Raw genomic sequence first — 26,165 nt, forward strand, 5'->3', positions numbered from 1 at the left:
GCTAATACCTCGAGTAGGCGGGCGAGCCACCGCCACCGCCGGTGCCGTAGGTGATCCCGGAGGGGATCTTCTCCACGCCCCAGTAGGAGGTCTTCTCGATCCCGGTCATGTTGGCGAGCCCGGTCTCGCCCGGCCACACCAGCTTGTGGAAGGCGTCGGACAGGCGGGCACCTGTCTCGGTGTCGTGGAAGCGCTCGAGCGCGGAAACGCACCGCCACTCGACCGTGCGGGTGCTCTTGCCGACGCGGAGACGCGCGACGTCCAGCTCGCCGGCGAACACCTGCAGCGGATCCGGGATCAGCTGCCCGGTCGCGCGGTCGACCAAGCCAAGGTAGCCGTTGACCCGACTGCCCTGGACGTTGGCCTCGGTGAGGTCCTCCACCGCGCTCTCGCCCGGCGGAGCGAAGGTCAACGACCAGTCGGGTGCCTCGTCAGCGACGCCGTCGCGGATGTTGCTTGCCGAGACGAGCACGCCGAAGCGCGGATCCTTGCCGACGAACTTTCGGTTGCCCCACAGCAGCTCGCCAGCGCCGACCAGGTGGAACAGCGAATAGCCGGGGAGGAACACCTCCACCATCGGGGCGATAGGATCGCGGCCGGCGCGCAGGCGCGCTGCAACTTCAGCTGTCAGCCGGAAACTCATGCGCGCTCCGCGATGATGAAGGAGAGCGGATCGACCCGGCTCGAGACCCACTGCGCGCCAGCGAAGCCGCTCAGCTTGCCCTCGATCTTGGGATCCGCGATCTCGACGGCGTCGCCATCGACAGTCAGGAAGCGCAGCATCGGCCAGATCGGCAGGGCCGCGGTGCCTGAGCTGCTGACGTTCGCCGGGCCGGCGGTCATGTGGATGTAGCGCCGGCCGCCGCGGATGATCGAGAGATAGATCCCGCGCGGGAACACCCCGGGCATTGCCATGCCGCGCAGGAAAAGCGTGGTACCGCCCCGATTGGAACCGTCGACTACGGCGTTGCCGGCGAGCGCGATCGCCGGACGGTTCGGCTGGTCGATGCTGATCAGGCCGTCGTCGGTCAGGCCCTGCGTCAACGCGGCGACCAGGTCGCGCCCAGCCTGGTCCTGCCGCAAGAGCGCGGTGCGAACGTCGGCTGCCCAGCGATCGCCCATGCGCGGGATTGGCAGGCTCTCGCCGCCGAAGGCGCCTTCCTGCTCACCGCTGAACAGCACCGGGCGTAGGGTCAGGCCGGCGATGCGCTGGCGCGGAATGACGACGCTCACCAGCGGCGGCCCAGGCTGCGCGACGACGTAGCAATGTTACTCGCCTCCGCCATCGCCGATCCCGCGACCGCGCCGCGTACCGCGCTCGCGTCGCCGATCGCGTTCATCTCGGCGAGCAGCTGCTCGGTCACGACGGCGCCGCGCAGGTCGAAGTGGAAGGATGCGCCGCCGCGGCGATCGTCGTTTGCAGCGCGCCGCGTCTCGCCGGCCGGCGACACGCGCGTGCCGCGCGGCAGCCAGGCGCGCTCGGGACCATGCTCGCCGAGCAGCGCCGCGCCGCCTTGCCAATATTCGGTGCCCGACGCGAGCTTCGGGATGCTGGCGAAGACCGGTCCCAGGCTCGACTGGGTGCTCGCCGCGGTGATGCCAGGCGTGATCGAGGCCGCGCCGCCGCCCCTGCCACCGATCAGGCCAAGGATCCCGCCGAGGATCCCGCCGGCGCCACTGCCGTCCTTGCCCGCAGTCCACTTCGCGAGCAGCTCGGCGAGCGTGCGCATGCCCATGTCGCGGAACAGGTCCCAGATAGTGCCGGTGCCGTTGGTGAAGACGGACTGGTAGAAGCTGGCGAGCGACTGGATCCGCTGCTTGCCCAGCTCGAGCCGGCGCTGCTCGATCTCGCGCTCGGCATTGTCGTTGGCTGCGATCTCCTGGCCGGTGGCGATGCGCGGGCTCAGCGGCTCGCGATCGAAGCCGAGGATCTGCGCGGCCTTGTTGTTGAAGTCGTCGGAGCGCGCCTTCATGACGCCGAGCACGTCGACGTCGCGGGCGCCGGCCGAGATCTTCGTCAGCAGCTCCAGCTCCTCGCGGGTGCGCTTGGCCGCATCGTTGAACTCGTCGAGCGACAGCTTTCCCTTGGTCCAGGCGACGTGGAAGTGATCGCTGTGTCCGCGATCGCCCGGCCCGAGCAGCTCGACGATATCGATCCCGCGGCTCTCGAAGATCTGCCGCACGTCCGCCTTGGTCATCGACGCCATGCCGCCGGCGGGCACGAAGTCGACCGCCTGGTTCTTGTAGTGGTAGCTGTTCTTGACGTGCTTGCCGCCGGTCGTGCTGGTGACGTGGACGCCCGGCAGCGCCTCGCGCAGCATCTTCGCGACCGTGTTGCTGGTGACCGTCTCGGTGTCCGCGCGCGCGCGACCGAGCGCACGCTCCGCGGCCTCCGCCTTCTTGATTCGCTCCAGCTCCTCGTCGCGGGTGGCCAGGAGCTGCCGCTGCCGGGCGACCAGGCGCCCGCCGGTAAGCGTCTCCATCGCTTTCTCGAGATCCCGCTGATAGGCCGCCTCGGCGCGCCCCTGCGGCGTGGCGCTCGCGTCGACCTTCATGCCGACCAGGCGGTTGAAGCCGAGCTGAAAGCCTTTCTCGAGGCGCTCGATCTCGGAGGCGTTCGTCTTGAGCGCGGCGGTCAGCTCGTCGATCTTGCCCTGCTGCATCTGCGCGGTCACGCCGGCGACGCCGCTCATCAGCCCGGGCGCGGTACCGCCGGCGTTGGCCTGCGTGGTTTGCGCGGCGGCCAGGCGCGCGCGCGCCGCGGTCAGCTCGGCCTCGGTGCGCTTGCGCGTCGCCATGGTGGCGTCCAGCTCGAGCTTGATGCTGGCGACGTCGATCGCCTGCTTGCGCTCGGCAGTCTGCAGCGCCTTGCCCTGCGCGTCGGCGAGGTCGAGGATGGCCTTGCGGTGCTCCTGCGCCGCCTCCTTCGCCTTCTTCGACGCCTCACTCTCCTCCCACAGCTTGGAGACGAATGGACCGAGCACTATGGCGGCGACCTGGATGGCGACGCCCCATGGCCCCATCATGAAGCGCGCGAAGTTGCCGACGGCGCCCTGCGCATACTGGAGCTGGCCGACGAGCTGTCCGCCCTGCACCACGAAGGCGTTGATGGCGTTGCCACCCATGCTGACCTGGGTGAAGAAGTCCTGGATCTGTGGCGCCGCGGCGGCGAACGACGAGCCCGCCTTCTTGCCGGCCTTGCTACCGGCGTCGCCGATGCCGTTGAGCCCCTGATGTGCGCGCCAGGCCGCCTTCGCGTAATCGTCGAGGGACAGCACGCCGGCGGACATGAGCGTGCGCGCCTCGCGGATCTCGGCATCGAAGCGCTTCTGCGCCGCGTAGAGCGGGTCGATCGCGACGCGCAGCGCCTCGGCGCGGCGCTCCATCTTGTCGAACGCGGCGGTGAAGACGGCGGCGCTCGCCTCGGCTTCCTTGCCGACGGTGTCGCGGATGCCGACGTTCATGTCGAGCTTGCTCGGGTTCAGGCCCGGCATCAGCGTCTCGAGCCTGCGCAGCGACTGCTGGTACTTCGCCGCCTTGGCCTCGGCGGTGTCGAACGCCGCCTCCATGTCGCGGCCGGCGCGCTGGGTGACCTTCGCCACCCGGTCCATCTCGGTGTTGCCGGTGCGCCCGATCTCCTTGAGATCCGCGACCACCTGGTCCTTACCCTGAGTGCCGAGACGGATGCCGACGCTACGCATGATCGTCGCCCTCCGGCTCGGTGCCCGGCTCCTCGCCGGTCAGGTTGTCGATGATGATCGGCTCGACGCGCGGCAGCACGTCGGCGAGCAGCTGCAGGTCGGCGCCGAGGTTGCGCCCGAAGGTCATGATCGCGCCGAAGTCGAGCCCGATCGGCGTGCCGGTGCCCGCGGTGCGGATCTGCCGGTCACACGAGGTCAGGACGCGCCAGACGTCCTCTTCCGCTTCGCTCTGGGGCTCGTCGACGACGTAGGCGCACGGCGCGCAGCGGCGCCCCTGGGCGGCCTCGCATGAGAGGTGGCAGAATCGCTGCCCCGCGTCGCCGCCTCCCCAATGCCACTCGGCGAGGCGGCTGAGCCGTTTCCCGGCTCGGCCCGCTGTCGCTCGCGCATGACGAACGGGGTGATGTACGCCTCCTCGAAGGCGTCGACCGCGATCGGATCGGAGAGCACCAGCGCCAGGTTCTCGGGCGAGAAGGGCAGCAGGTCGAAGACGGGATCGCCCTCGATCAGCAGCGGCTCGCCGGCGTCGTCGACCGCAGCGACGAAGACGTCGCGCCAGTCCTTCACGCCCTCCATGATCAGAGCGCGGGTCATGGCGTCGCCCATCTCCTCGATCATGTCGATCGCGGACATGGGCTCGGCACCTTCGAGCGTCTCGGCCAGCTCGGCCTGCGACGCCTCGCGCGCGGCGCGGCGCGCGCGGATCAGCATGGTGCGCGTGATCGGCTCGAAGAATACCTCGGCGCCCATGACAGGCGTCCAGACGGGCGCCGGCGCGGCTCGGTTCGCGATCAGCATCAGGCGTAGCTCGCCACGTCGTTCTTGAGCGTCACGACGACCGTGTTGCTCGCGCCCGGCTTGGAGCTCTGCCAGTTGTAGGACGCCTGGATGGCGCCCGGCCCCTGGATCGGGTTCTTCGCGCGCGGCAGGAACACGCGGCCGACGGTGAAGAGCAGCTCGTGATTGCCGACCTTCCAGCCGAAGACCAGCTCGATCGGCGTGGGCGGGCTCGAGGTCGCCGCGTTGAGGAGCGTGCGATCCTTGAACTTGATCGTGACCGAGCCCGTCATGGTGGCCATGGCGGGGTCGCTGTCCTCGATCCGGCCGTCGGGCTGGATGGTCTCGACCTTCTCGAGGTTGTTCGAGAAGGTGAAGTCGGCGCTGACGACCGCGCCCAGGACCGCGCCATCCTTGCGGATGTAGCCGGTCGCCTGCGGGAAGCGGGTGGTGGCCAGCTCCTCCGGGTTGGCCGCGCCGACGGTCAGGTTGGTCGGGTCGGTCTCGCCGATGCAGATGAGGCTGCACGTCGCGTTGAGCAGGCCGCCACGTGCCATGGAGATCCGCAGCTGGTTGCCGCGCGCGCCGCGATGCACCGAAAAGTTGGGCACCTCGGGCGAGCCGATCTCGATCGACATCGAGGGCAGCGTCTGTGCGCCCGAGCGGAAGACGTGGGTGAACACGTCCGCGCCGTTGAGCTGGACGGGACCGGCGGTGGTGGGATCGCCGAAGAACAGCTTGAGGAAGCGCGCAAAGTTGCGCACGTCGACCGGCACGACGATGTCGCCGTCGTTGGTCGCGACGTCCGGCGTCGGGTCCGAGGCCTCGCGGCCCTGACCGAGCAGATCGCTCTCGATGAGGCCGCGCTCTTCGCCCAGGCCATGCGACACGAAGGGCACGCGGAACCAGTCGGCGTCAGCGGCCGGCACGATGCCGGCCGTCGCCTCGAAAGCGCCGACGGCGCGCGCGTTTGCCCCGCGCGCGCGGGTGGTCGGGGTAAGAGCCATGCGGCGTCTCCTTGGGATCAGGTCAGGGGGGAAGAAGTGGCGTAGATCGCGACCAGGCTGAGCCCGGCGCCGCGCACGCCCGCTGCGTTCTCCGCGCGGACGTTCTGGGTGGCAGGCGCTTCGGCCTCGAGCCACTCGCACAGCCCGCCGAGCTGCCGATCGGAGTCGATCGCGCCGTCCAGCGCCTCGAGCGCGGCGTCGAGCGTGTCCTCGTCGGACATGAGGATCTCGAGCGGGATCCGGTGCGTCCAGTTGTAGGTAAGCGGGCTCAGGTCGATCGAGGGCTCACCCGGGTCGCCGGCGCGGACGATCGCGCGGCCGCCAGCACGAACGCGCGTAGGCAGGTCCTCCCGCTCGTCTAGCCCCACGACCTCGGCTGCGGGCAGCGCCGTCGCCACGAGCGCGATAACGGCGCGCAGCACCTCGAGGCGGCGGCTCATGCTTGCGGCAGCCTGGCGTCAAGCGCCTGCTCGAAGCGCGCTACCCAGCGGCCGGCGCTGGCATCCAGGTCGAAGAGCTTCGGCATGGTAACGCTCCGGGTGAGCACGAACATGAGGGTGAGCTTCGGCTCGCGACCCGCGGCGACCCGCCGGCGCGTCGCGGCGCGCACGTTGCTGCCGCCGCGGCGCGCGCGGCCGGCGACCAGATCCATGAAGGCGAGCAGACGCCCGGCACGGCCGCGGCGCATGACAAAGTCGGTGTTGAACCGGCTTTCGCACTCCTCCGGCGTGATCGCGCCCGAAGCGAGGCGCTGGGGGCGCTGACCGTTGCCGCGGATCCGTCCGCTCCTCGTCCGCGCCCGGGGCACGTTCGCGGTGGGGATCCAGAGGAACTGCGCGCCGCCTATCGGCCGGATGGTGGCGCCGCGGGTGAAGGCGTCCATGATGTCGGGCGCGCGCGACCAGACCAACCCGGCGGGATTGATGCTGTTCTTCTCGCCGTCGGGATAGGCCCGCGCGGTCCAGGTGTCCGGCATGCGATCGCCGAGACCAACCGAGCGGGTCTGGTCGCGCAGCTCGTCGCGCGTGCTGAGCGCGGTCACGAACATCGCCTCGGTCGCCGCTCGCGCGATATCGCCCTCGATCCCGTCGACCAGCTTCATGAAGTCGTCGAACGAGGCGGAGAGCATCAGATCTCAGAGCCCCCGATTTTCCAGCTCAGCCCTTCAAGGTCGAGCATCGCGTCGCCGAGCAGCCGGAACGACGTGCCTGCGATGATCAGCGTATCGCCGTGCCGCGGCTCGGCGACGTCGGCGCGTTGAATCTCGAAAACGTTGGTGCCCTCGATCGTGCGCGTCTCTGCGAGGTTGGCTTCGCTGTCCGGCTGGCCGCGAATGACGCGGATCGAGCCCGGCAGCGGCGCCGCGGCACCGCGCGGCTGGTACTGCGCCTCGACCGATCCCGGCCCCCGATAGAACACGCCCAGGGAGGCCGAGAACGGATCGAACATCACGCGGCGTCGCGGTGCGCGCGGATCTTGGCGGCGACGTCGGCCTTGGAGCGCGCATCACCGATATCGACGCCCTCGGCCGCGGCGACCTTCTTCAGATCGTCGAGTTTCAGACCGTCGAGATCGTCGCTGTCGTTGGCATCCGCGTCTTCCTCGTCATCGGCCAGCTCCTCGGCGAGGTCGGCCGCGACCATGTCGGCGGCGCGCGGTGCCGTCATCTCGAGCTTCTCGTCGCCGACCCGGACCACGGTGTCGACGGGAACGAAGCCGCCGCCATTGAGGTAGGCGGCGGTCAGGAGGAGGATCTTCATTGTGGTAGGTTCCTCGCTGTCGGCCGCCGGATGGCGCACCGATGCAGATGTGGGGGCGGCTTAGAAGCTGCCGTTGAGGCGGACGTTCGCCGTGGTGGCGCCCGCGGCGCGCGCGGCGGTGAACACGCCGATCAGCGTGTTGCCGGCCGCCGTGGCGGTCACGACCTTGGCCGTGTTGTCCCAATAGGCGCGCGCGCCTTCGGCGGCCGCGCCGGCGTCCTTTGCCAGGTCGTAGCAGCCGACCAGCTCGAACACGCCGCGGGCGCCGATCGCGAGGGCCGACTTGGCGACACCGAAGGTGGCGCCGATGAGCGCGCCGGCGCCGGCGGCGACGGCATAGGGCGCGGTGAGGGTGAGCGAGTCACCCTTGGCGGTGAAATTACGCATCGTGGGGATCTCCCGAAACGGCGCGGGCGGCTCGAGGCCGCCCGCGTCACGTCATGGCTGTTGGGGAAGGAGCGACTTAGTTGGCCGCGCCCGGGTTCTTGTAGAGGCCGCGGTGGTCGATCGCCTTGGCGCCGAACACGAGCCGGCCTTTGATGTCGATCCCGTCGACCTCGAAGCCCTGGCGCTCCTCGGTCTGCAGCCCCTCGTAGCCGGCGAGATACGCATATTCGATCGTGTCGATCGGCTGCGCGTTCGGGTCGGCGGCGAGGAAGAAGCTGTAGTCGAGGATCCGCGGCTCGACCTGCGGCTGCAGCGCCCGGTTGTAGTCCGGGTTGATGTCGCCGTTGATCGTCGCCTGGTAGTTGGCCGAGGTGAACTGGTTGGCCTGCTGCTCGCGCAGCGGACCCACCACCAGGTGCGCCGGGGTTGCCGAGGTGAAGCGGCCCTTGGGTGCGCGTTGGGTGCGCATCGCGGTGCGGCCCGCCTGCAGCGAGTCGATCGAGATGTTGGAACCCGCCGCGGCCAGGTTGCCGTGGCTGGCGTGGAACAGCGGCACACCGTCCGCCATGAGCGGGTTGCTCAGCAGGATCGCGTAAACGACGTCGCCTTCGACCTGCGCGGCCTCCTGGCCCATCGCCTGCGGGATGCGATCGAACGCACCGAGATCATCGTTGATGATCGTCTCCCAGGTCAGCGAAATGATCTGGCCCCACTTGCCGACGGTGTACTGTTCGGCCGAATCGCCGACCGTCGCGTACTGGTACTCGGCGCCCTCAGCGACCTGCTGCATCGCCGAGATGTCGGAGAGTGCGACACGGCTGACGGGCCGGAAGTCGGGCACCGAGACCTGGCGCGAGAAGGGACGGAAGGTCCGCGGCGCCAGCTCGTAGCCGCGACGCAGCGTCCGCGTCACCGTGTTGGCGAGCACCGCCGGGAAGTCGCCGGTGGCGTGCTGGCCGGCGTTGCGCGGCTGGCGGTAGCGGAACACCGCCATGGCGACCTCGGGATCGCTCATGTTGCGGGTGCTGACGCCGGTCGAGTCGAGGAAGTCGCGAGCGAGCACGATCAGGCGGCGGCCGGCGAAGCCGCGCGCGTCGGCAGTCAGCTCGTTGCGCGGGTTGGCGCGGTGCGCGATCGCCAGGCTCATCGCGTCGGCGCGCGCCTGGAACTGCGCGGCGGGGATCGTCGCGGGCGAATAGTTGGTGATGACCGGGGCGGTCGCGGCGATCTGGTCGATGATGCGGGTACGGGCGTCGGTGATCGACACGCCCTCGTTGACCAGGGTGTCAGCGAAGGCGCCGTCGAGGCGGGCCCGGCTCACCTCGTTGCGGATGGTCGATGCTCGCGCACGCTCCGCGACGATCGCCTGCTGAGCAGCAGCGCTCGCGGCGTCGGCGATGTTGGTTGGCTGGGACGGGTTCTCGATGGTGGTGGGGGTGTTCTCGGTCGACGCCGTGGTCGCCGTTGCTTCGTCGCCCATGATAGGCTCCTTCTGGTGTGAAACGGCGGCAGGCGCCGGGGTTCTCGCCGCATTTGCGATGAGGGGGTGAGGCGGCACGGCGCGGAAGCCAAACTTGCTCGGGTCGAGCATGTTGGTCGCGGTCGCGTTGCCGGAGATCTCGTCGATGAACTTCATGGCCAGCGCTTCCTGCGCGCTCATCCAGGTCTCGGCGTCGAGGAGCGGACTCAGCTCCTCCTCGCTCATGCCGGTGCGCGCCGCGTAGATCCCGACGAGCTGGCGTTGGAGGAAGTCGAGGCGGTCGGCGACCGTGCGCAGATCGTCGGCGTCGCCGTAGGTGCCGTCCGACGGCTTGTGGATCATCATCACCGCGTTCTCGGCCATGATGATGCGGTCGCCAGCCATCGCGATGACGCTTGCGATCGAGCCCGCGACGCCGTCGACGATCACAGTGACCTTGCGGGGCGACTGCTTGAGCGCGTTGTAGATTGCGAAGCCGTCGAAGAGCAGGCCGCCCAGCGAGTTGATGCGGACGGTGATATCGTCGGGCGCATGCTGGATGCGGTCGACCATCCACGCGGCCTCGAGACCGTCGCAGCTGTCACCGACGATCCCGTAGAGCAGGATTTCCATGAGGTCAGTCCTTTCGGGGCGGGGTGCCGGCGGACGGCTGGAGGGCATTGCCCACTTGCGTCACGCGGCGAGGATCGCAGTCGAAGGTGAGCGACGCGGCATCGACCTTTTCAGCCCAGCGCTTCCACCGGGCGAGCAGCGCGTCGGGATCCTCGCCGCGCTCGCGGATCGCGGTCTCGGGATCCATGAGGCCGGCGCGCACCATGTCGCGGATCGCCATGCCCTCGCTGGCAACGTCGAGCATCGCGCGCGCCGGCGGCGTCCACGCCACGGTGCAATCGTCGGTAATGTGGCCGGCGAGCTGAGCCGCACGCAGGAACCAGGCGCCGGCCGGCTCGCAGAATTGCGGGATCAGCATGTTCCACGTCCAGCTGTCCAGCTGGCGGTAATACTGGATCCGGCCGATGCGCCCCGACGAGAAGTTGACGGCCTCGAGGTCGCCGAAGACGTCATACGGCAGGTTCATGCCGGTGGCGAAGGTGCGCACCGAGATCTTGGTGAAGTCGGCATAGCCCTCCACGCCGGGAGGGTTCGCGAACTTGATGTCGGAGCCGTAGGGCAGATCCTCGATCAGGCCGGGCTCGATGAACTCGGCGCGATCGTGCTCCTCCTGCTCGTCGTCCAGCTCCTCGGCCGAGCCGATGCGGAAGACCGCCCAGCTCGAGGCGATCTTCTGGCGCAGCAGCTGCGCGTCCTGATAGTCGCGGAAATCCTGCATCGGCAGGATCACGGGCGCGAACCAGCTGGCGCCGTGCTGCTGGCCGGGCCGATCCTGCCGGAAGACGTGGATCACGTCGCGCGCCGGTACCGGCGTCGCCTGCAGGTTGCGCATGGCGATCGAGCCCGGATGCTGGGGGAAGAGCCAATAGGCCTCGCGAGTGCCGAGCTGGTCCAGCTGGATCCCCGACACGTAGGAGCCACGGTCGAAGACACCGTTGCGGGTAGCGTCGAGGTGATCGGGCTCGAGCAGCTGCAGCTGGAACGGCACCGGCAGGCCGTCACGCGCGAACCGCGCGCGGTACCGCGCCAGCACCGAGCCGCTCTCCACCACCGTGCGCGCCGCCTGCAGCTGGAGGCCGTAGAGGTTCTGGCGCCCGTCGGCGTCGCACGCGGTGCTCTCGAAGTGCGCCCGTGCGAGCGCGGTGAGCTCCTCGTCCGGCGCGCCGCCGCGCAGGACCTGGAACGTGATGCCCGTGCCGACCAGGTCGGTCGCGATCGCGGAGACGGCGCGCTCGGCATACGGATTGTTGCGCACCATGTCGCGCGCGGTCTGCGCGAGGACTTGGGCGGCGCCCTGCAGCTCGTAGTTGGCGTCCTTCGCGGTGCGGCGCCACCCTTGCGTCCGCCGCGAGCTGGTGGCGCCGTCATACTGCGCGCGGATCCCGCGCAGCGAGGCGCGCTGGGTCTGCGCCTTCTCCAGACGGACCATGGCTTCGGCGCGCTCGGCCGCATAGCGCGGCGCGATCGCGGCGATGGTGCGCTCGATCAGGCGCATCAGCAGCCGTTCCGCCACGCCGGCGCGCGGCGGCGACGTCGCCCGCTGCCCGGCGCCGACGCGATCGCGTCCATGATGCGCTGCTCGGCCGTCAGCATGGCTTCTGTCGACTGATAGGTGACCTCGCGGCCATCCGCGTAGCGCACGCGCATGACGCCGCTGGCGATCGCCGCGCGCAGCGTGTCGAGGTCGGTCTGCGAAAACGCCATCAGCGCCGCCCTCCGAAATGGCTGCCCCGGGGTTTCCCGGTCAGCGGGTTGATCTTGCGTGGCTTGGGTGAAGCCGGTGCGGGCTTCGTCAGCGGGCGAGAGGGTGGGACCTTTGAACCTGCTACCGGTTCGGACGGTGGCACTTCCGCGTTGATCGTCCGGATCTTGGTGCCGATCGCATTCGCCCATTTGGCGGCCGACCAGCGATCCAGCCCCAGCGCGTAGACGGCAGCGCGCGCGTAGACGCGGCAGTCGATCGCCTCGTTGCGCTCGCGGGTCTTCTGCCACTCCTGGCGGGTGAAGCCGGTGCGCTTGTTCTTCGTCGTGATGAGCTGCTCGGCGACGAGCTGCTGCAGCCACTCCGCGTCGACGCCCATCGGCAGGTGGATGTACCCAGGCGGATACGCTTCGCCGTCGAGCGGCTGCTCGAGCCGCAGCCACGCGTAGGTCTCCGACTTGAAGAGCGAAACCGCAATCGTCCAGAGCTGGACGCCCCGGGCGACCTTGGTGCCGCGCACCGTCACGTCGACCCAGGTGGGTCCCATCACCGGCACCGAGGCGTTGAAGCTGCCGGTGCCCTTGATCGCCATCACCTCGCGCGGGTGGCGCCGCGCCCAGGCATAGACGTGGGTGGTCGAGTGGCCGTCGCCGGTGTCGATCGCAAGCTTCGACATGCGAAGCCGGCGGCCGGACGGCGTCTCCCACTCCTCACCGAGGAAGGCGTCCATCTCCTTCCACACGTCAGGCTTCGACGGATCGCCGTGGAACACGCGGTGCTCGATGAGCACGCTGCGCATCCCCTCGCCCCAGCCCCACACGCTCGCCTCGACGCGGTCGCGCTGAACGTCCGAGCCGACGGTGATGCGGGCGACCCACTCCGGAGCTTCGCCCAAGGTCAGCTCCTGCGATCGGCGCTCGTAGAGCCGCTGCCAGTCGGGTGCTTCGCCCTTCTCGACCCAGGTCAGCCCGAGCGCGGTGTTGGTCCAGACCTTGTAGGTGTCCGGCGTCTTGCGCGCCTCGAGGAAGGCGGTGACTGTCGCCGACAGCTTCACCCAGGAGGAATAGGCCTCCCAGATGTGGAAGCCGGCGATCCCGGTGAACGGCGCGGTAGCGCGCCACTCGCCCTTGAGCACCGCGCCCCAGCGATCCGCGTCGTCCCAGATGCAGCCATGGTGCTCGCAGATGTAATGCGCGGTGTCAGGCCGGTGCGCCCCGGCCTTCGTCTTCTCCCACCGGACCTGCTCCCACTTGAGCACCTGGTGCTCGCCGCACTGGTGGCACGGCACGAAGAAGAAGCGCTTGTCCGACTCCTCGAACTTGGCCTCGATCCGGCTGGCGCCGGCGATCGTCGGCGTGGAGCCCGCCAGCTTGCGCCGGTTCCAGAAGTTGTTCGTCCGCTTGTACGCCAGCGTGAGCGGATCACCCTCGACGCCGGCCGACGCCGGGTAGCGGTCGACCTCGTCGGCCAGGATCACGCGCATCGGCCGCGAGGCGAGCGACGCCGGGCTGTTCGCGCCGACGATCACGAGCTGGCCGCCCGGGAAGCGCTTCTGCAGCAGCTTGTTGCCGCTGTCCCTGCTCTTGGCCTCCGCGATCTTGACCCGGAGCCGCGGTGAATCGCGCACCATCGGCGCCAGGCGGTCGGTCGACCAGCCCTCCGCCATCTCCAGCGTCGGCTGCATCACCATGATCGGTGATGGATCCTTGTCGATGAAATAGCCGGCGATGTTGTTGATGATCTCGGTCCACCCGACCTGGGCGGACTTCATCACCACGACTTCCTCGATCAGCGGATCGCTGACCGCGTCCATGATCCCGCGCTGGAACTCAGCTCGGCTCGTGTCCCACTGCCCGGGCTCGCTGCTTGCCTCGGGGCTTAGCTTGCGGTGCTTGTCCGCCCACTGGCTCACCGTCAGCCGCGGAGGCGGCGCGAACACCGGCCACCAGGCCGACGCCGCCTCCGCGATCTCCAGCGTCGCCACCAAGTGGCTCGCTATTGGGCTCGATCGGCTGGGCACCGACCGTCGTCCCGGAGAGCTCGGCGAGCGCTTCATGCACGAGCTCCGTCAGCTTCTCCTGGATCGCGATCGGCGACTTCATCGCCGCGATCGCCGGGGCGCATTTGCTCGGCAGCGCGAGCAGCTTGGCGCGCACGCGGGCGAAAGCGCCCTGCACCGCAAGGTTGACCTCGGCCCGGGGCAGCAGCTCGCGCCGCCGCTCCGCGTTCTTCATCGCTGCCTCGTCGGCCTTCTCGGCCGCGAGGCGCGCCTTGTGCTGGTCGAGCGTCTTGCCCTTGCCGGCGACCGCGTTGGCGCTGGTCCAGGCGGCGACGAACTCGCCGAGCGTGGCGCCGTCGCCGGGCAGCTCGCCCTTCGCGCGCAGATCCGAGATCCAGCGGCTGGACTTGCCGAACAGCGCCGCCACTTCACTCAGCGTCGGCCTGTAACCCGCCAAATCCATGGGTTTTCGCCCTCCATGATGATGAAGTGCGAGAATCGGCTGTAGCTAGCGCGATCGTGCGCCATCGCCCCCCGCATACCTCGGCCGCGCCGGAGGACCCTTCGGGTGGGGGGTACCCCCCCCCCGGGGGGGTGGGGGTCGGTCGACCCGGGAGCCGAGGGGCGCCCGAAGGCGCCGCCCGGCCGGCCCGCTCAGTCGAACTCTATGCCGAGGCCGTCCAGCTCGTGCTCGATGGCGTCGATGCGGCGTTGCAGCTCTGCCACGACCCAAGGCCGCACGGCCAGGAGCATGGCGTCATCCTGGTACTGGCCGTTGAGGGTGACGCCGAGAGCGCTGCCCTCCTTCACCGCGTCGCGACGGATGGCGAGCGAGCTGCGGTCGTCGACCAGGTGCTTCGCCCGGCCGACGTCGGCGAGCTTCACGCCGCTTTCCCCATGGTGCCTTCCTGGGCGGCGCGCTCGAGCACGAACTCCTCGCCGGGCATGGTGATGCCGAAGCCGAGGTCGCGCAGCTTGTCGCCATGCGGTCCCTTAAGCGCGGCGCGCACCGCGGTCTTGTCGACCGCCTCGGTGACCCGGACATAGTCCTTCGCCCAGCGATGCTTCTTGAGCGCGGCGACCGCCTCATCCTCGGTGCCGGGCACGATCACGCTGCTGCGGCCGGCCTTGCTGCCGACGAGGCAGCCGAGCAGCTCCATTGTCTTGCGCTTGGCGGGCAGCAGGCCGAAGCCCGTGCGGCGCCACCACGGCTCGATCTGCTCGCGCAGCCCGTCCCGCTCGGCGACCAGCGGCGCGATGATGGCGTCGGCGACGGCATTGGTGTCGGCGATCGCCTTGTCGCGCGCAGCCTCGGCCGTCTGGATCTCATAGCCGAGCTGGGCGAAGCGCTCGAAGAGCGGGCTGGCCTGCTCGAGCGAGCCGTTGATGCGCAGCTTTACGGTCATGCCGCGGCCGTCGGCGTCACGGCCGCGACGATCGGCGCGACGGCGATGCCGGCCGCGGCCGCGGGCGCCGCGAGCAGGGCACGCAGCGTGCCGAGCGTCACGCCGACGATCGCGGTGTCCGGATGGCCTGCGCTGAGGAGGTCGGAGAGCGTCTGTGGTGCGAGCTGCATTACCAGATCGCTCCTTCCTTGGTGATGCGCAGCGGCGGCCGCTGCGGGGTGGGCGAGCGGAGCACGGCGCGCATGTCGCGACAGAGGCGATCCAGCGCCTCTTCGACCTCGAGCACGTCGCCGGTGGATTGGGCCAGCCCCGCTCGGTGGACCAGCTCGTCGAAGCGCGGTGTGAAGCGTTCGAGCTGATGCACGTTCAAGCGGGGCTGGGGCGCCGCGCGCATCGCGCGGCGCAGCTGCTGACTCGGGTGACTTAGGCCCGACGAGGGGGGCGCGGAGAGAGCTGTGGTCATCGACGGCCTCCCCTCAGACCCGCGCAGGCCGAGCGCTCGCGGAGGTGAGCGACCGGGCCGCTGCGGGCGCAGCTATGGCGGGGTCGTTTGTGCCGGTTTCGTGACCGCTTTTCGCCGTGCCCTTGGGGGCAGTGCCCCTAAGGGCACCCCTTTCCCCACTGGTCGAGGCCAGCGACCAGGACGGCGCGCGCGCGGCGGTTCGACATGCGCCACCGCCGCGCCGACTCGGTCAGCGGCAGGTGATTGACGATGATGGCGAGCAGCATGGCGGTATGCGGCGCGCACGCGGCGCGCCAGGCGGTATAGCGCTGCTCGAGCAAGACCGCGCCGATCCGCTCGGCCGAAGCCGCGTTCGGGCCGCCGCCGGATCCGCGAGCGCCCCACTTCGCCGTGCGCACGGCGACGTCGGCCGAGATTTGCTCGTGCGCGGCGATGATGCGCTCGGCCGCGGCGAGCTGGTGATGGTCGATGGCGCCGGTGCGATGGAGGCGCGTGAGGGCGCCCTCCTGGCGCTGAGCCAAATCGAAGAAGTGGTGGGTCTCGGGCGTGCCCTGCCGGTGTCCGTACAGCTCGCGCAGCTGCACGCGCTCCTCGATGCCCGGCGCCAGCTCGATCGTGGGCGCCTTCGCCTTCTTCCGCTTGCTAGTCGGCTTGCGCCGCGGGCGCGGCGCGCCGAGCACCAGGTGTGCGATGCGCTGCTGCTCGCGCTCCGCCGAGCTGCTAGCCGCCGCCGTTGGCCGCGCGGCGATCGGAAGGTGTTGCATGAAGGTCCCCCGCTTCGAGCGCGGGTATATGCTCCAGGATCGCGATCAGCGGCAGGTGACCTTGGGGGCACGGCACCCCGGCCATGATGTCCTTGTCGACGACATAGCCTTCCCGGCGTAGCTCCTCGAGCACCAGCTCGCGGAAGAGGCCCGGAATGCTGATGCCGCGCTGCGCGCCGGGCACGCGCTCGATCATCTTGGCAACGGCAAGCTGGTGGACCAACGCCTTCGCCCGCGTCTTACTCACGCCAAGGGCGGCCATAATGTTGTTGATCGACGGGCTCTGGCCGGTGCGCGTGATGTACGCTCGGATGAAATTGTACGCCTCGTCCCGCCGGCTGAGGGGCTTTGCGCCATCGGTATTCACCGCGATTGAAACACCCATCTGGCCCCTCATCCCCGACCAGAGAACATAGCGCGATCATCGGTGAATTGCCATATACGCACGACGAAGCGACCAGTGAGGGGCGCTATTCGCGGTATCTTGGTGCTGGTACGCAACACCTATGGAAGGCGGGCTCATCCCCCACTGGAGCGAAGCGATCCGCGCGTGGGCAGCGGACACCGTCCTCGTCGAGGCCGTGTGGGCGTTCGGGTCACGCGTGAAGGGCGGGCATCGGCCCGACAGCGATCTCGACCTCGCGCTGATCATTGCCGGCGGCGACAACCAGGAGCGTACCGGCAATGCGATTTTTCTCGGGCCGAGATGGAGGGAGGAACTGCAGGCACTGCTGCCCGTCGTGCTCGACCTCCACTTTATGGAGCCCGATGATCAGGTCGTGCCGCCGGCGGTGCGCGATCACGGCTTCCTGATTTACAGTTCACCAGCATTGTCGTTGCGTAGCGCTCTAAGCGCCGCCACCTCAAGATAGACCTCACGCTACAAGCACTGCCCTTAGAAGCGAGCACAAGCAACGAGCACCAGGGTGATTCCCCCAAACGTCAATCAAAATCGTTCTTTTCGCTGTTGCAGGGCTCGGCCAGGGCGCTACGATCGCTGGTTTAGATACAGCCGTTGATTGAGTTTATCAAAAGTCTTTTTATCAAGGTCATCATAATGAGCCCTTCCTTCGCTAGAATAGCACTAAGCAACTGGCGTCAGTTTGGCGATGTAAACATTGATGTGCATCCTCGGCTTACTATAATCACTGGTGCAAACGGGGCCGGGAAAAGCACCATACTCAACATATTTTCTCAGCACTTTGGCTTTGCGAAGCCGTTGATATCCACGCCAAAGCGGAGACGAGGCGGTGGATTATTTTATGATCTAGGATATTACAAAAGGGAGTCCGTAACCCTTTCAGGTCAAATATTTAAGTATGATGATGAGATCGAACATCTTAAAGATTTTGACGATGAAGATGTGGTTGAAACTCCGCCGTCACCCACCGGTGAGTTCATTCCTATTGGGCATCTAGTTTATACGAATGGCATTCACGCTTCAATCGGGTACCAAGACCAGCAAGCAAACGTGTACGGAATACTGGTACTAAACCAGCAGCCAGTGATGGGGGTTCAAATCGGCTCGCATCGCATGAATGCGGCGTATCAACCCGTTCAAGGCTTGTCTTTGCAAGCTCTTGCGCTTGACCAAGCCTATGCTCTGTACCTGAACGAAGTGAATGCCAGGATGAGTGGCGGGCATACCGGATCATCCGCGCTTTATCGGATGAAGGAAACGCTCATAGCGATGGCCGCCTTCGGAGAGGGCAACGCTCATCTCGAGGCCAATCGAGATTTGAAGATTACCTTTGATGGATTTGAGGCCGTTCTACGAAAGGTACTGCCACGAGAGCTTGGCTTTCAGAAACTTAGCATACGCCCGCCAGAGATAGTTCTTAAGACAAGAACTGGCGAGTTTGTTGTCGATGCTTCATCAGGTGGAATTTCCGCGATTTTTGAAATCGCGTGGCAAATTTACCTCTTTTCTGTGGGAAAATCTCACTTTGTAGTCACCATCGATGAACCAGAAAACCACCTTCATCCCTCAATGCAACGCACTATCCTCTCGAACTTGATTGACGCATTTCCAAATGGTCAGTTCATCGTGTCCACTCACAGCCCGTTCATCGTGTCGGCTGTCGAAGACTCTTTCGTTTACGCGCTCAGATATATCGACCCGATTAGTGAGCAGTCCGGCTTACCATTAGGCAGCCGTCGAACTGTCATTTCCGAGCGGCTTGATCAAAGCACGCGAGCCGGCAGCGCTAGCGAGATACTCCGGGAAGTTTTGGGAGTCGACGTCACTCTCCCTCAGTGGGCTCAAGGCAAGCTAGACGCGATAGTAGAAAAGTTCGGAAGTACTAAGTTAACTAAGGCCACACTTGAGAGTCTTCGAGCCGACTTAGCCAAGGCAGGATTCGCAGAGTACTATCCTCAGGCGCTCGCCAAGCTGGTCAAAAACAGTGATTAAGCTCCAGAAGTTGGATGAGCCAAACGTGCTCGCTCTCAACAGCGCGACATGGCTGGCCGCGCTTCAAGTCGCCATAGCCTCGGGCGATGCGCAGGCTATCAAATTGGCTCAATCACGATACAATCATAAGGAAATCAAAGATCGTTTGATTGAGGAAACGTCGGCTAAATGCGCCTACTGTGAAAGCAAGATTTTACATGTCTCGCCCGGAGACATAGAGCACGTTCAACCGAAGTCCGCGGATGTCACCAGAACCTTCCAATGGGATAATCTGACGCTCTCGTGCAGCTCTTGCAATAACAATAAGAGAAATCACAGCGGCGTGGTTGACCCCTACAATGATGTCATTGGGGATCACTTTCAATTTCTAGGGCCGATGATGTTTCCCGTTTCCGCTAATACAAAAGCGGTTTTTACGGAAAGGCAGTTGAAGCTCAATCGACTTAGGCTTGTAGAGCAGAGAATGACTCGCCTTAGTGCTGTTTCCACACAGATACAGCTAATAGTGAAAACATCAGATGATGACTTGAAACAGGTTCTTATTGAAGATTTAGTTGAGAACGATTGTGCTGACGACGCTGAGTACTCGGCTTTTGCAAAAGCCTTGGTAACTAGCCTTCTTCCTGCCGCCATCTCAGGGGTCGATGACGGATAGATAAGCGAAGAACGAATTGTGCGCTACACCGCTCTTGCCGAGATGCCGTCGGCAGTATGAACAAATTTCAAGCTCAACCGAGGCGGAGATACCCTCCGGCGCAGTGCTATATGCCCCCTCTACCAACACCGTCGATCTCGCCCTTGTACCCACACGATACCCGCTGGCGAGGACGTGCGATAACGCCCATCAGTGGACGATTGTAGGACGCGGCAAGGCTCCCGACTTTTGCCATTCATTCATCCGCAGTATGCTTCCAAGCGCCTCGATCTTACCAGTACCCCGCTGGTCTCATCGGTGCCGGACACGCTGCAGCTCGGCGACCAGGAACGCCACGGACCATCCGAGGAGCAGGACACCATTGATGCCCTCGATCGCCCCCACGATCCGCCACGGCACCGCGAGCGGCGCGTCGGAAAAGCCGATGGCGCCGAAGGTGATCGTAGAGAAGTAGAGCGAGTCCTGGAGCGTGGCAGTCGCGCCGATTAGGAGGTACACGAAGGCATAGAACCAGATCTCCAGACCGGACAGCGTGAGCAGGCCGAGCACCACCGCGCTCGTATAGGCGGCGCCGCGGAGCGAGAGCGGGTTCAACTCGGACTCGGTCCTGCCGCGGTCGAGCGCGCTCAGGGCGCGCCCGATCACGAGAAGGCCGAGACCGTGGAAGAGCGCGGTTGCGAGCACGAGGATAGTCGACAGCGCCAGCTCGACCCACAATGACGGTGCCACCAGCAGCCCGCTAGAACCGTCGTGCCTCGTGGCCGATGGTGTCGCATGTGCCGCGAAAGCTGTACGAGGCAGCGCCGTCGACGGTGATCCGCCCCGTGCGGCGATCGATCACCAGCTTGGGCTTGTTGAGCCCGTTCAGGCGGTAGCTCGCACGGATGGTGTCTGGTCCTTCGACCATGTCGTGGAGGTCCCACCAGCCGTTATCGCCACCCGAGTGCAGCGGCGGTATGAGCGACTTGGGCAGGCGGATACGACCGCCGCCTTCCCAAGTCTGAACCATCAGCGAGGCGTCGAATACCTCTGTAGTGGTCTCGTTGTAGCGGCCGTAATCGTAGCGGCTCTTGTCTCGGTTCCACGTCCAGGTCGTGCCGCTCGCGATTCCCGCCTTGCTCCCGTCGCCGAAGCAGACGAGGCCTAGGTCGACGTTGCGGCCATCGACCACCGGCGCATCGTTCCCGACGTAGCTCGGGGCCGCCTGCTGGCGCTCCGGTGGGCGCGAGTAGCCACGATCGGGCTCGTAGCCGGCAGACGGTCGGCTGGCGGGTTGCCCGGTGTAATTAGAGTTCGGACGGACCTTCGCGGACTTACCGCAGTCAGGCGGCAACGTCGGCTGGATCGAGCTGTACCGCCCGTCCATGGTGGCGATGGTGACGCACTGGCGGCGTTTGGCATTCCACCAGTTGGTATAGGCGCGATCATCGCCTTGCTCCGCGCGCACATCGACGTACCCGCGGCGCCGGATCTCCAGCTCGCCCTGTCCTGCGCGGGCGCCAACCATGCCTTCGAGGCCGGTGGCCTGCGCCGTGGCGGTGCTCGGCAGCGCGGGCAGCAGCAGCAGCGCGGCGGCGAGAAGTGGCGAGGCGTTGGTCATCGACATGGCATTTCCCCTGTTTGCCGGCCTGGCCCCGACCGGACGTTGGCTCGTCACGGCTGCGGCACCACCGCGTCCATCACGGTCAGCGGCTCTCCGCCGCTCGAGCCCACCCGCGACTGTGTGATCAGGATCGTCGTGCCCGGACGCAGCGCGGCGCGTACCTGCTCGTAGAAGGCACGCGGCAAGCGCAGCCGGTTGATCACTCCTTCATCAAGCGGGCGTCCGGCCTCTTCCTCATGTCCGGGGAGGCCAATGTACGCCCAGCGCGGCGATCCGTCAGGTGCGCTCGTCAGCGTGATGACGTGGCTGCCGGGATCGTTGTCGTTCACCGCCGCGACGCTGCGTCCGATCTCGACGCCACCTCGCATCACGACCACCTGGCGATCCGACTTGGAGACGATGATGGTCATCGGACCGCTCGTTGACCGTTCGGGTTGCCAGCTGAACTGCTGCCGGTCGAGCAGCGTGCGCTCTACCCGGCGGCCCTTCGCATCGACGGGCGCGAGTAGGCTCGTCTCGGTGCTGCGGACGTGGCTCGCGGCGTCGCCGTCGATCACGACCGTGGCACCGAGCGAGGTGATGCCGAACAGCTCGCGCGAGAAACCATAGGGCAGGTGCACGCAGCCGTGGCTCTCCGGATAGCCCGGCAGTCCGCCCGCATGAAGCGCGACACCGTCCCAGGTGAGCCGCTGCTGGAACGGCATAGGCGCGTTGTTGTACTTGCTCGAGCGGTGTTGCGCGTCCTTCTGGAGGATCGTGAAAACGCCCGTCGGCGTCTCGTGCCCGGGCTTTCCGGATGAGACCGAACTGACCCCGATGCGGACGCCGTTGCGGTAGACGGTCGCCATTTGGCGCGAGAGGTCGACGTAGACGACGACCTGTCCATCGGGCGCGACACCCGGTGCCCACACCCACTCGCCGGGTTTGAGCCGCTCGGCCATGTGGACGAACTCGGTCGGCGAGCTGGCCCGCGCACCCTGTGCGAGAGCCGGGAGCGCGGACGCGATAGCGGCGCCGGCCACCATCGCCTTGAACACAGGGCATGACATATCGCTAGTCCCCCTTGATCGGGGGCAACCTGAGAGCGTTCGGCGTTGCTTTGCAAGCATATATTGCACCGCACCGACCTATCGCTCAGTGTGCGGCATGGACTTTATGAAGTGGCTCAACTCGCTCGACGAGCTCCTCTACGAGGTCATGAGTTGGCTGCTCTTTTTTCCAATTACGCTCATGCGCGCTATCTTTCGACCGCTCGGCATCATGCGCGAGATCGAGCGCGAGGCTACTCTCCCCGACGATGAACGCTACGGCGCCGTGCTGAGCCCGCCGCTCTTCCTCGCGCTGGCGTTGCTGCTCGGGCATGCCGTCGCCACGGCACTGGGGCAGACCGATAAGATCATCGCGAGCCATCATGGACTCGCTGATCTGATCAACGACAACGCCAGCGCGCTCGTGCTCCGCGTGATCGTATTCGCCGCTTTCCCGCTCTTCTTGGCAGCTCGTCTGGTGCGCCGCCGAGGCGCAAAACTCGACCGCGCCTCGCTCCAGCAGCCCTTCTACGAGCAATGCTATCCTGCCGCTGTATTTGCGCTAGGCGTGAGCATCGGCACCAGTCTCGGCATCGACCCGCATCCGACCGCGCGGCTGGTCGGTCACTGGCTTGTTGCTGTCGCCGTCGTGAACTACTGGCTGGTAGGTATCCGCTGGTTCGCGGACGCGCTCGATATCGGCGTAGTGCGAGCCGCCGGCAACGTTCTGATCGCCTTCATTGAAGGCACAGTTTTCCTCATCGGTGTAGGCTTTCTGTTTACCCGGTAGGTGCCGCAGCGATAGCTCCACCCGCTCCGCTGACGTGATCGGTGCTGTTCATCGCCTCGCTACAGCCGCCTGGAAGATGGCACGTCACCGCGGAACGGCGGCCGAAAGCAGACGGGCGGCTATCCTGCCAGTTGCGGACACTCAGGCAGGCGACGATCGGCGCCTTGGCGGTGAACCGAGCGCTTCACGGGCTCGACCGAGGCGGAGATGACCTCCGCCGCGGTCCCTCCGACTCGGCAGAAAAGCTAGGGTCTGTCCATGCCAGCCGCCTGCGATACCCGCGCGATACCCGCGCCGCCGGCGCCCGCGTGGCACGCGATCGCGCCCCCATAGCCAGGAGGCGTCAGGTCCTACGCCCGGTCGGCTGCTCCCGGCGGCGCCGGGCGCGGGCAGCGGTTTCGATTGCCGCAATCATGCGAACTCGTGCTCGGCCGGAACGAAGCGCGGCTCCACGTCGATCTCATCAGCGCGCTCTCTCACCTGCCGGATGTCCCACGCGAGCTGCATCCGCAGCATGGTCTCCGCGTTGAGGCCGAACACCTTCTCGAAGCGGATAGCCATCTCAGGCGACAGATCTGCCCGACCGTTCAGCAGCGTGCTGAGAGCCTGCCTGGTGACGTGCAGCAGGCGGGCCGCCTCGGTCACGCTGAGCTTGTGCGCCTCCACGATCTCGCTGGCGAGCCACGCGCCCGGGTGGACGTAGAAGCTGGAGTGAAGCTGAATAGCCATCAGTGATAATCCTCCAGATCGAGGTCGACGATCGCGCCTTCCTCATCCAGCGAGAAGGTCATCCGCCAATTGCGGGTGACCGTCAGCGCCCACGTTCCCGCCCGATCGCCGCTCAGCTGGTGCGCCCCGTAGTTGGGGGGCGCGAGGAGCGCGTCAGTCGAGACAGCCTGATCGAGGAACAACAGCATCAGCCCGATCCGGCTGATCACCTCGGAGGGCAGGCCCTTGGCCTTCCCGGTCTCGGCGAATCGGCGGAGGGCTTTGTGACGGATGCTCTCGATCAGCATGCGTCCATCTAGGAGCTAACGACCCGCGGTGTCAAGTGTCACGCGACAGGCGACGGAAGATGACGCGTGTGATGGCGTTGGCAGCGGCAAGTTGCTCGAGGCGCAAACTGGACACGAAAAGAAACGCTCGCCGGCTACGCGCCCGGTCCACCACTTTCCGCTGCGTCCTATGACAGGCACGTTGACCCAAAATGAGGTATGGAACACAACAAGAACGGAGAGAGTGAGTCGTGAGCATCCCAATATTTCGCAGCTCGCCAGGCTGCGAACATTCGTGTCCACGGTGTGACGTTATGTGCGCCGAGCTTGCCGGTCTGAGGTCAGACCTGGGGCAGGACGTTCACCGTCGCGAATCGGATCATCAGGCAAGGCCGGATCCTCAAACAGCTGCGCTTCTTGCAGCCGCGCGAGCCCGGTGGGCAATCGCCTGGCGAGAGCACGAGCAAGCTCGGCGCCGCTTAGATCGCGGAACACCAGTAGCTGCGCCTCAAACATCGACGCCAATGCTGCTTCACTCGGCAGTGGAACGCGCAAGCTGAGCCAAGTCGGGCATGTAGCTAGATCCTCCGCGGGGGGAGGAAGGATGCTAGGTGATATCCGGCCGAACCAACCTTCTAGAAATTGCTGACGCTCGGCAGGCGCCACTCGCCGCAGGTGCAGCGCTGCCTGAGCGTACTTCAGCCACTTAGGCTCGTTCTTCAGCTTCTTATTTTCGAATTGCGAGACGGCCTGTTGGGTCAGGCTTAGCTGATCGCCAACCTCATGAGCTACGTCGATCGCCGAACGCGCAAGCTCTGCAGCCGACCAGCCTGCCGCGATCCGTTCGGCCTGGAGGCGCTCAGCCACGAGGAAGATGCCTTTTTCCACGCCATGGGCTTAGATCAGCCTCACGACTGCGACCCCTACAATATGCTTGTAGTCCATTGTGGCTCGTTGTAGCAAAGCCGTGATGACCGACCCCGAGCGAGATTCGATGCATCTGGCGCTGAGATCTGCTGTTAAGCAGATCGGCAGCCAGGCGGCGTTCGAACGCGCTACGGGAGCCAAGCAGCAGAAGGTTTCCTACTGGCTTCGCGATGGCAAGGTCCTGCCAGGCGAATACGTGCTCAAGGCCGAGAAGGCGCTGCAGGATCTCGGGTCGCCAATTACCCGTCATGATCTGCGCCCCGACCTTTACCCGCGCGAAGAAGCCGTCAGCCAGTCGGCCGACGAGCTGCAGGCCGCGCGATGACCTGTTCGGCTGATCATACCGCTTCGCGCGCGCTTCCCCCCAGGTCACGCGCGGACGCCGGACAGGGGCGGGGAGCGTCGGCCGATTCGAATTGCCGGTCGGCGCACCCGTCCCTTGAAGGCTCACCATCTTCCCCCATCGGTCGCCGGCAGGCCGGCCGGTCCCCGCGACTTACTCCCGGCGGGGAAGCAGTCTGCCATCCCCTTCACCATAGGGGCGCCGGCCAGGTGTCACTGTCGGCGCCCCGCAACCCGGGAGAGCATGCGTGAGGCGTGCATCACGATCAGCGGCATTGTCGCCGCGCGTTCGCCGCGATGAGGCGCACCAGGCGGTGCGCGCCGCGCTGCGCGCTTTCGTCGGTACCGGGACACCGCTGACGGTAAAGATGCTGGCGAACGCTTCCGGCGTTCCCGACAAGACGATCGTCTGCGCCATGGCGGAGGTCGGCTCCGAGCACTGGCGCCCCATGCCGTTCGACCGATTGCTGTCGATCGCCGCGGTGCTCGGCGCCGAGTTTACGGCCGCCTGCCTCCAGCCGGCGCGGCAGGGCGCCTTCGACCTGCCGATCGCGGCGAACCTCGATCCTGCTGCGCTCATGATCGAGGTCACGACGAACGCACAGGCGATCGTCAGCCTCGCTGCGGACAACGATATCTGCGCGGCGGACCTCGTGAAGATGGACCCGCTCGCCCTCGCTCACATCGATCTCGGCGTCCGGATCAAAGCCGCTTGCTGGCAGCAGGCCGCATGACGGTTCATCGTATCTGGCGTGTCTTTGAAGGCGGCCGCCTATCTCAGATCCTTCTTTGGGGCGATTGGATCATACCCGGCGACCTCATCATCGGAGACCTGTCGAAATCCTTGGCGCTCAGCACTTTCCACGAGAAGGTTGCTCAAGGGGTTGTCGAAGGCGTCGACTCCAGGTCCATACCTGATATTTCCACCGTTCTTGAACGTCAGACCACCGACGATCTCAAGAGGTCCGCCGTTGTAGAAAGCTACGCAGCCGTCGAATGTGCAGCGCGTAAAGCTGTTTCCGTCGAGAACAATCCCGTCATCGACGAATGTACGGTCGACGTATTTCATTCAAAAGCTCCTGTCGTAGTGGGCAACTCGACAGTAGCCGAAGCCGGGGACGCCTCAAGCGTCCCCGGTGGAGGGCGGCCATGACGCGCTCGCGCATGCGGCGCCTCGTGCGCAGGGAAGTGGCGGTGCAGCTAGCCGCGCGGGCAGCGTTTGATCGCGCAGCTAGAGAGCGATTCACCCTCCAGATGCTGGCTGTTCTCGCCCGCGCGCCGCCTGACACCAGCTGAGCCGCCGCTCGGTCAAAACACGATCAACAACGAACCGCCGGACCTGCAAGCCACGTGC

At 66.4% G+C, this 26,165-nt stretch carries 35 protein-coding genes; 7 read left to right on the top strand and 28 right to left on the bottom strand.

Translation table 11 applies throughout. The annotated features are described in order from the left end of the window. Position 1: 1 nt before the first annotated feature. The 22 genes from EV292_RS20300 to EV292_RS20400 all read right to left on the bottom strand — a co-directional run bounded on the left by EV292_RS20300 (position 2) and on the right by EV292_RS20400 (position 16,443). Positions 2-643 (bottom strand): hypothetical protein, encoded by a 642-nt coding sequence (locus tag EV292_RS20300; protein ID WP_165927209.1) that lies wholly within the window; start codon positions 641-643, stop codon positions 2-4. Next, positions 640-1,233, bottom strand: coding sequence for a hypothetical protein (locus EV292_RS20305; protein ID WP_132911095.1), 594 nt, complete (start codon positions 1,231-1,233; stop codon positions 640-642). Before EV292_RS20305 ends, EV292_RS20300 begins: the two co-directional genes overlap by 4 nt. Continuing rightward, a complete protein-coding gene (locus EV292_RS20310; RefSeq protein ID WP_132911096.1) occupies positions 1,230-3,701 on the bottom strand; it encodes a hypothetical protein in 2,472 nt (823 codons plus the stop codon). Before EV292_RS20310 ends, EV292_RS20305 begins: the two co-directional genes overlap by 4 nt. Continuing rightward, entirely contained in the window at positions 3,694-3,828 is a 135-nt protein-coding gene (locus EV292_RS23410) for a hypothetical protein (protein ID WP_279432447.1), read from the bottom strand. The genes EV292_RS20310 and EV292_RS23410 overlap by 8 nt, the downstream gene beginning before the upstream one ends. Positions 3,829-3,896: 68 nt before the next feature. Then, a complete protein-coding gene (locus tag EV292_RS20320; protein WP_132911098.1) occupies positions 3,897-4,499 on the bottom strand; it encodes a hypothetical protein in 603 nt (200 codons plus the stop codon). Next, a complete protein-coding gene (locus EV292_RS20325; protein ID WP_132911099.1) occupies positions 4,499-5,485 on the bottom strand; it encodes a phage tail tube protein in 987 nt (328 codons plus the stop codon). Before EV292_RS20325 ends, EV292_RS20320 begins: the two co-directional genes overlap by 1 nt. A 17-nt stretch (positions 5,486-5,502) precedes the next feature. Next, complete coding sequence (locus EV292_RS20330; protein WP_132911100.1) at positions 5,503-5,925, bottom strand: hypothetical protein; 423 nt, start codon at positions 5,923-5,925, stop codon at positions 5,503-5,505. Next, a complete protein-coding gene (locus tag EV292_RS20335) occupies positions 5,922-6,614 on the bottom strand; it encodes a DUF6441 family protein (RefSeq protein ID WP_132911101.1) in 693 nt (230 codons plus the stop codon). Before EV292_RS20335 ends, EV292_RS20330 begins: the two co-directional genes overlap by 4 nt. Further along, positions 6,614-6,934, bottom strand: coding sequence for a hypothetical protein (locus EV292_RS20340; RefSeq protein WP_132911102.1), 321 nt, complete (start codon positions 6,932-6,934; stop codon positions 6,614-6,616). The genes EV292_RS20335 and EV292_RS20340 overlap by 1 nt, the downstream gene beginning before the upstream one ends. Next, positions 6,934-7,284 carry a hypothetical protein gene (locus EV292_RS20345; RefSeq protein ID WP_132911103.1) on the bottom strand — a complete coding sequence of 117 codons (351 nt, stop codon included), beginning with the start codon at positions 7,282-7,284 and terminating at the stop codon, positions 6,934-6,936. Before EV292_RS20345 ends, EV292_RS20340 begins: the two co-directional genes overlap by 1 nt. Positions 7,285-7,305: 21 nt before the next feature. Next, positions 7,306-7,632: a DUF2190 family protein gene (locus tag EV292_RS20350; RefSeq protein WP_132911104.1), complete on the bottom strand. Its 327-nt coding sequence runs from the start codon at positions 7,630-7,632 to the stop codon at positions 7,306-7,308. A gap of 76 nt (positions 7,633-7,708) precedes the next feature. Continuing rightward, positions 7,709-9,724: a ClpP-like prohead protease/major capsid protein fusion protein gene (locus EV292_RS20355; RefSeq protein WP_165927210.1), complete on the bottom strand. Its 2,016-nt coding sequence runs from the start codon at positions 9,722-9,724 to the stop codon at positions 7,709-7,711. A 4-nt stretch (positions 9,725-9,728) separates the two neighbouring features. Then, a complete protein-coding gene (locus tag EV292_RS20360; protein WP_132911106.1) occupies positions 9,729-11,219 on the bottom strand; it encodes a phage portal protein in 1,491 nt (496 codons plus the stop codon). Then, positions 11,219-11,428 (bottom strand): hypothetical protein, encoded by a 210-nt coding sequence (locus tag EV292_RS20365; protein ID WP_132911107.1) that lies wholly within the window; start codon positions 11,426-11,428, stop codon positions 11,219-11,221. Before EV292_RS20365 ends, EV292_RS20360 begins: the two co-directional genes overlap by 1 nt. After that, entirely contained in the window at positions 11,428-13,239 is a 1,812-nt protein-coding gene (locus EV292_RS20370) for a phage terminase large subunit family protein (RefSeq protein ID WP_347812610.1), read from the bottom strand. Before EV292_RS20370 ends, EV292_RS20365 begins: the two co-directional genes overlap by 1 nt. Before the next feature lie 16 nt (positions 13,240-13,255). Then, positions 13,256-13,888: a hypothetical protein gene (locus EV292_RS23235; protein ID WP_243693889.1), complete on the bottom strand. Its 633-nt coding sequence runs from the start codon at positions 13,886-13,888 to the stop codon at positions 13,256-13,258. Positions 13,889-14,079: 191 nt separating this feature from the next. Next, positions 14,080-14,310 (bottom strand): hypothetical protein, encoded by a 231-nt coding sequence (locus EV292_RS20380; protein ID WP_132911110.1) that lies wholly within the window; start codon positions 14,308-14,310, stop codon positions 14,080-14,082. Beyond that, positions 14,307-14,831 carry a host-nuclease inhibitor Gam family protein gene (locus tag EV292_RS20385; RefSeq protein ID WP_132911111.1) on the bottom strand — a complete coding sequence of 175 codons (525 nt, stop codon included), beginning with the start codon at positions 14,829-14,831 and terminating at the stop codon, positions 14,307-14,309. Before EV292_RS20385 ends, EV292_RS20380 begins: the two co-directional genes overlap by 4 nt. Beyond that, positions 14,828-15,001 carry a hypothetical protein gene (locus EV292_RS22810; RefSeq protein ID WP_165927212.1) on the bottom strand — a complete coding sequence of 58 codons (174 nt, stop codon included), beginning with the start codon at positions 14,999-15,001 and terminating at the stop codon, positions 14,828-14,830. Before EV292_RS22810 ends, EV292_RS20385 begins: the two co-directional genes overlap by 4 nt. Continuing rightward, positions 15,001-15,294, bottom strand: coding sequence for a hypothetical protein (locus EV292_RS20390; protein WP_132911112.1), 294 nt, complete (start codon positions 15,292-15,294; stop codon positions 15,001-15,003). The genes EV292_RS22810 and EV292_RS20390 overlap by 1 nt, the downstream gene beginning before the upstream one ends. A 137-nt stretch (positions 15,295-15,431) precedes the next feature. Beyond that, on the bottom strand, positions 15,432-16,058 hold the full coding sequence (locus EV292_RS20395; protein WP_132911113.1) for a hypothetical protein: 627 nt from the start codon (positions 16,056-16,058) through the stop codon (positions 15,432-15,434). Continuing rightward, positions 16,015-16,443, bottom strand: a complete 429-nt coding sequence (locus tag EV292_RS20400; protein WP_165927213.1) for a hypothetical protein — start codon at positions 16,441-16,443, stop codon at positions 16,015-16,017. Before EV292_RS20400 ends, EV292_RS20395 begins: the two co-directional genes overlap by 44 nt. Positions 16,444-16,564: 121 nt before the next feature. Here EV292_RS20400 and EV292_RS20405 point away from each other — a divergent pair, with 121 nt between their 5' ends. From EV292_RS20405 to EV292_RS20415, 3 genes are all read left to right on the top strand, one after another. Beyond that, entirely contained in the window at positions 16,565-16,930 is a 366-nt protein-coding gene (locus tag EV292_RS20405; protein WP_132911115.1) for a nucleotidyltransferase domain-containing protein, read from the top strand. Positions 16,931-17,073: 143 nt separating this feature from the next. After that, positions 17,074-18,471, top strand: a complete 1,398-nt coding sequence (locus EV292_RS20410) for an AAA family ATPase (protein ID WP_132911116.1) — start codon at positions 17,074-17,076, stop codon at positions 18,469-18,471. Between the two features lie 25 nt (positions 18,472-18,496). Then, positions 18,497-19,126, top strand: coding sequence for an HNH endonuclease (locus tag EV292_RS20415; protein WP_165927214.1), 630 nt, complete (start codon positions 18,497-18,499; stop codon positions 19,124-19,126). A 291-nt stretch (positions 19,127-19,417) separates the two neighbouring features. Here the strand turns inward: EV292_RS20415 and EV292_RS20420 are convergent, their stop codons facing one another. From EV292_RS20420 to EV292_RS20430, 3 genes are read right to left on the bottom strand one after another with little or no spacing between them, the layout of a single operon-like run. Further along, the gene (locus EV292_RS20420) at positions 19,418-19,843 is read right to left on the bottom strand and encodes an ion channel (protein ID WP_132911118.1); all 426 of its coding nucleotides are present in this window, start codon (positions 19,841-19,843) and stop codon (positions 19,418-19,420) included. Between the two features lie 22 nt (positions 19,844-19,865). Then, positions 19,866-20,732, bottom strand: a complete 867-nt coding sequence (locus tag EV292_RS20425) for a hypothetical protein (protein WP_132911119.1) — start codon at positions 20,730-20,732, stop codon at positions 19,866-19,868. A 47-nt stretch (positions 20,733-20,779) separates the two neighbouring features. Further along, positions 20,780-21,778 carry a L,D-transpeptidase family protein gene (locus EV292_RS20430; RefSeq protein WP_132911152.1) on the bottom strand — a complete coding sequence of 333 codons (999 nt, stop codon included), beginning with the start codon at positions 21,776-21,778 and terminating at the stop codon, positions 20,780-20,782. 97 nt (positions 21,779-21,875) lie between these two features. On the opposite strand from EV292_RS20430, the gene EV292_RS20435 reads away from it, so the two are divergent. Next, the gene (locus EV292_RS20435; protein WP_132911120.1) at positions 21,876-22,547 is read left to right on the top strand and encodes a hypothetical protein; all 672 of its coding nucleotides are present in this window, start codon (positions 21,876-21,878) and stop codon (positions 22,545-22,547) included. Between the two features lie 411 nt (positions 22,548-22,958). Here EV292_RS20435 and EV292_RS20440 read toward each other — a convergent pair whose 3' ends face one another. From EV292_RS20440 to EV292_RS20450, 3 genes are all read right to left on the bottom strand, one after another. Further along, on the bottom strand, positions 22,959-23,276 hold the full coding sequence (locus EV292_RS20440) for a HigA family addiction module antitoxin (protein ID WP_132911121.1): 318 nt from the start codon (positions 23,274-23,276) through the stop codon (positions 22,959-22,961). Continuing rightward, positions 23,276-23,563 carry a type II toxin-antitoxin system RelE/ParE family toxin gene (locus EV292_RS20445; protein WP_132911122.1) on the bottom strand — a complete coding sequence of 96 codons (288 nt, stop codon included), beginning with the start codon at positions 23,561-23,563 and terminating at the stop codon, positions 23,276-23,278. Before EV292_RS20445 ends, EV292_RS20440 begins: the two co-directional genes overlap by 1 nt. Before the next feature lie 291 nt (positions 23,564-23,854). Beyond that, positions 23,855-24,430, bottom strand: coding sequence for a hypothetical protein (locus EV292_RS20450; protein WP_132911123.1), 576 nt, complete (start codon positions 24,428-24,430; stop codon positions 23,855-23,857). A gap of 82 nt (positions 24,431-24,512) precedes the next feature. Here EV292_RS20450 and EV292_RS20455 point away from each other — a divergent pair, with 82 nt between their 5' ends. The 3 genes from EV292_RS20455 (at position 24,513) to EV292_RS22815 (ending at position 25,964) form a co-directional block, all read left to right on the top strand. After that, on the top strand, positions 24,513-24,794 hold the full coding sequence (locus tag EV292_RS20455; protein ID WP_132911124.1) for a YdaS family helix-turn-helix protein: 282 nt from the start codon (positions 24,513-24,515) through the stop codon (positions 24,792-24,794). 331 nt (positions 24,795-25,125) lie between these two features. After that, complete coding sequence (locus EV292_RS20460) at positions 25,126-25,545, top strand: hypothetical protein (protein WP_132911125.1); 420 nt, start codon at positions 25,126-25,128, stop codon at positions 25,543-25,545. After that, positions 25,542-25,964: a hypothetical protein gene (locus EV292_RS22815; protein WP_165927215.1), complete on the top strand. Its 423-nt coding sequence runs from the start codon at positions 25,542-25,544 to the stop codon at positions 25,962-25,964. The genes EV292_RS20460 and EV292_RS22815 overlap by 4 nt, the downstream gene beginning before the upstream one ends. The last annotated feature ends 201 nt before the right edge of the window (positions 25,965-26,165 follow it).

It is taken from the genome of Sphingomonas sp. BK235, assembly GCF_004345855.1.
GTDB lineage: Bacteria > Pseudomonadota > Alphaproteobacteria > Sphingomonadales > Sphingomonadaceae > Sphingomonas.

Excerpts from the sequence above, each read along its gene's own strand:
- EV292_RS22810 (WP_165927212.1), bottom strand. The coding sequence starts at position 15,001 with ATGCAGCTCGCACCACAGACGCTCTCCGACCTCCTCAGCGCAGGCCAT.
- EV292_RS20445 (WP_132911122.1), bottom strand. The coding sequence starts at position 23,563 with ATGCTGATCGAGAGCATCCGTCACAAAGCCCTCCGCCGATTCGCCGAG.
- EV292_RS20300 (WP_165927209.1), bottom strand. The coding sequence starts at position 643 with ATGAGTTTCCGGCTGACAGCTGAAGTTGCAGCGCGCCTGCGCGCCGGC.
- EV292_RS20425 (WP_132911119.1), bottom strand. The coding sequence starts at position 20,732 with ATGTCGATGACCAACGCCTCGCCACTTCTCGCCGCCGCGCTGCTGCTG.
- EV292_RS20395 (WP_132911113.1), bottom strand. The coding sequence starts at position 16,058 with ATGCAACACCTTCCGATCGCCGCGCGGCCAACGGCGGCGGCTAGCAGC.
- EV292_RS23235 (WP_243693889.1), bottom strand. The coding sequence starts at position 13,888 with ATGGATTTGGCGGGTTACAGGCCGACGCTGAGTGAAGTGGCGGCGCTG.
- EV292_RS20440 (WP_132911121.1), bottom strand. The coding sequence starts at position 23,276 with ATGGCTATTCAGCTTCACTCCAGCTTCTACGTCCACCCGGGCGCGTGG.
- EV292_RS20385 (WP_132911111.1), bottom strand. The coding sequence starts at position 14,831 with ATGACCGTAAAGCTGCGCATCAACGGCTCGCTCGAGCAGGCCAGCCCG.
- EV292_RS20370 (WP_347812610.1), bottom strand. The coding sequence starts at position 13,239 with ATGGACGCGGTCAGCGATCCGCTGATCGAGGAAGTCGTGGTGATGAAG.
- EV292_RS20355 (WP_165927210.1), bottom strand. The coding sequence starts at position 9,724 with ATGGAAATCCTGCTCTACGGGATCGTCGGTGACAGCTGCGACGGTCTC.
- EV292_RS20310 (WP_132911096.1), bottom strand. The coding sequence starts at position 3,701 with ATGCGTAGCGTCGGCATCCGTCTCGGCACTCAGGGTAAGGACCAGGTG.
- EV292_RS20455 (WP_132911124.1), top strand. The coding sequence starts at position 24,513 with ATGACCGACCCCGAGCGAGATTCGATGCATCTGGCGCTGAGATCTGCT.
- EV292_RS20360 (WP_132911106.1), bottom strand. The coding sequence starts at position 11,219 with ATGCGCCTGATCGAGCGCACCATCGCCGCGATCGCGCCGCGCTATGCG.
- EV292_RS23410 (WP_279432447.1), bottom strand. The coding sequence starts at position 3,828 with ATGACCTTCGGGCGCAACCTCGGCGCCGACCTGCAGCTGCTCGCCGAC.
- EV292_RS20320 (WP_132911098.1), bottom strand. The coding sequence starts at position 4,499 with ATGCTGATCGCGAACCGAGCCGCGCCGGCGCCCGTCTGGACGCCTGTC.
- EV292_RS20350 (WP_132911104.1), bottom strand. The coding sequence starts at position 7,632 with ATGCGTAATTTCACCGCCAAGGGTGACTCGCTCACCCTCACCGCGCCC.
- EV292_RS20330 (WP_132911100.1), bottom strand. The coding sequence starts at position 5,925 with ATGAGCCGCCGCCTCGAGGTGCTGCGCGCCGTTATCGCGCTCGTGGCG.
- EV292_RS20400 (WP_165927213.1), bottom strand. The coding sequence starts at position 16,443 with ATGGGTGTTTCAATCGCGGTGAATACCGATGGCGCAAAGCCCCTCAGC.
- EV292_RS20435 (WP_132911120.1), top strand. The coding sequence starts at position 21,876 with ATGGACTTTATGAAGTGGCTCAACTCGCTCGACGAGCTCCTCTACGAG.
- EV292_RS20365 (WP_132911107.1), bottom strand. The coding sequence starts at position 11,428 with ATGGCGTTTTCGCAGACCGACCTCGACACGCTGCGCGCGGCGATCGCC.
- EV292_RS20405 (WP_132911115.1), top strand. The coding sequence starts at position 16,565 with ATGGAAGGCGGGCTCATCCCCCACTGGAGCGAAGCGATCCGCGCGTGG.
- EV292_RS22815 (WP_165927215.1), top strand. The coding sequence starts at position 25,542 with ATGACGGTTCATCGTATCTGGCGTGTCTTTGAAGGCGGCCGCCTATCT.
- EV292_RS20430 (WP_132911152.1), bottom strand. The coding sequence starts at position 21,778 with ATGTCATGCCCTGTGTTCAAGGCGATGGTGGCCGGCGCCGCTATCGCG.
- EV292_RS20390 (WP_132911112.1), bottom strand. The coding sequence starts at position 15,294 with ATGACCACAGCTCTCTCCGCGCCCCCCTCGTCGGGCCTAAGTCACCCG.
- EV292_RS20325 (WP_132911099.1), bottom strand. The coding sequence starts at position 5,485 with ATGGCTCTTACCCCGACCACCCGCGCGCGCGGGGCAAACGCGCGCGCC.
- EV292_RS20335 (WP_132911101.1), bottom strand. The coding sequence starts at position 6,614 with ATGCTCTCCGCCTCGTTCGACGACTTCATGAAGCTGGTCGACGGGATC.
- EV292_RS20340 (WP_132911102.1), bottom strand. The coding sequence starts at position 6,934 with ATGTTCGATCCGTTCTCGGCCTCCCTGGGCGTGTTCTATCGGGGGCCG.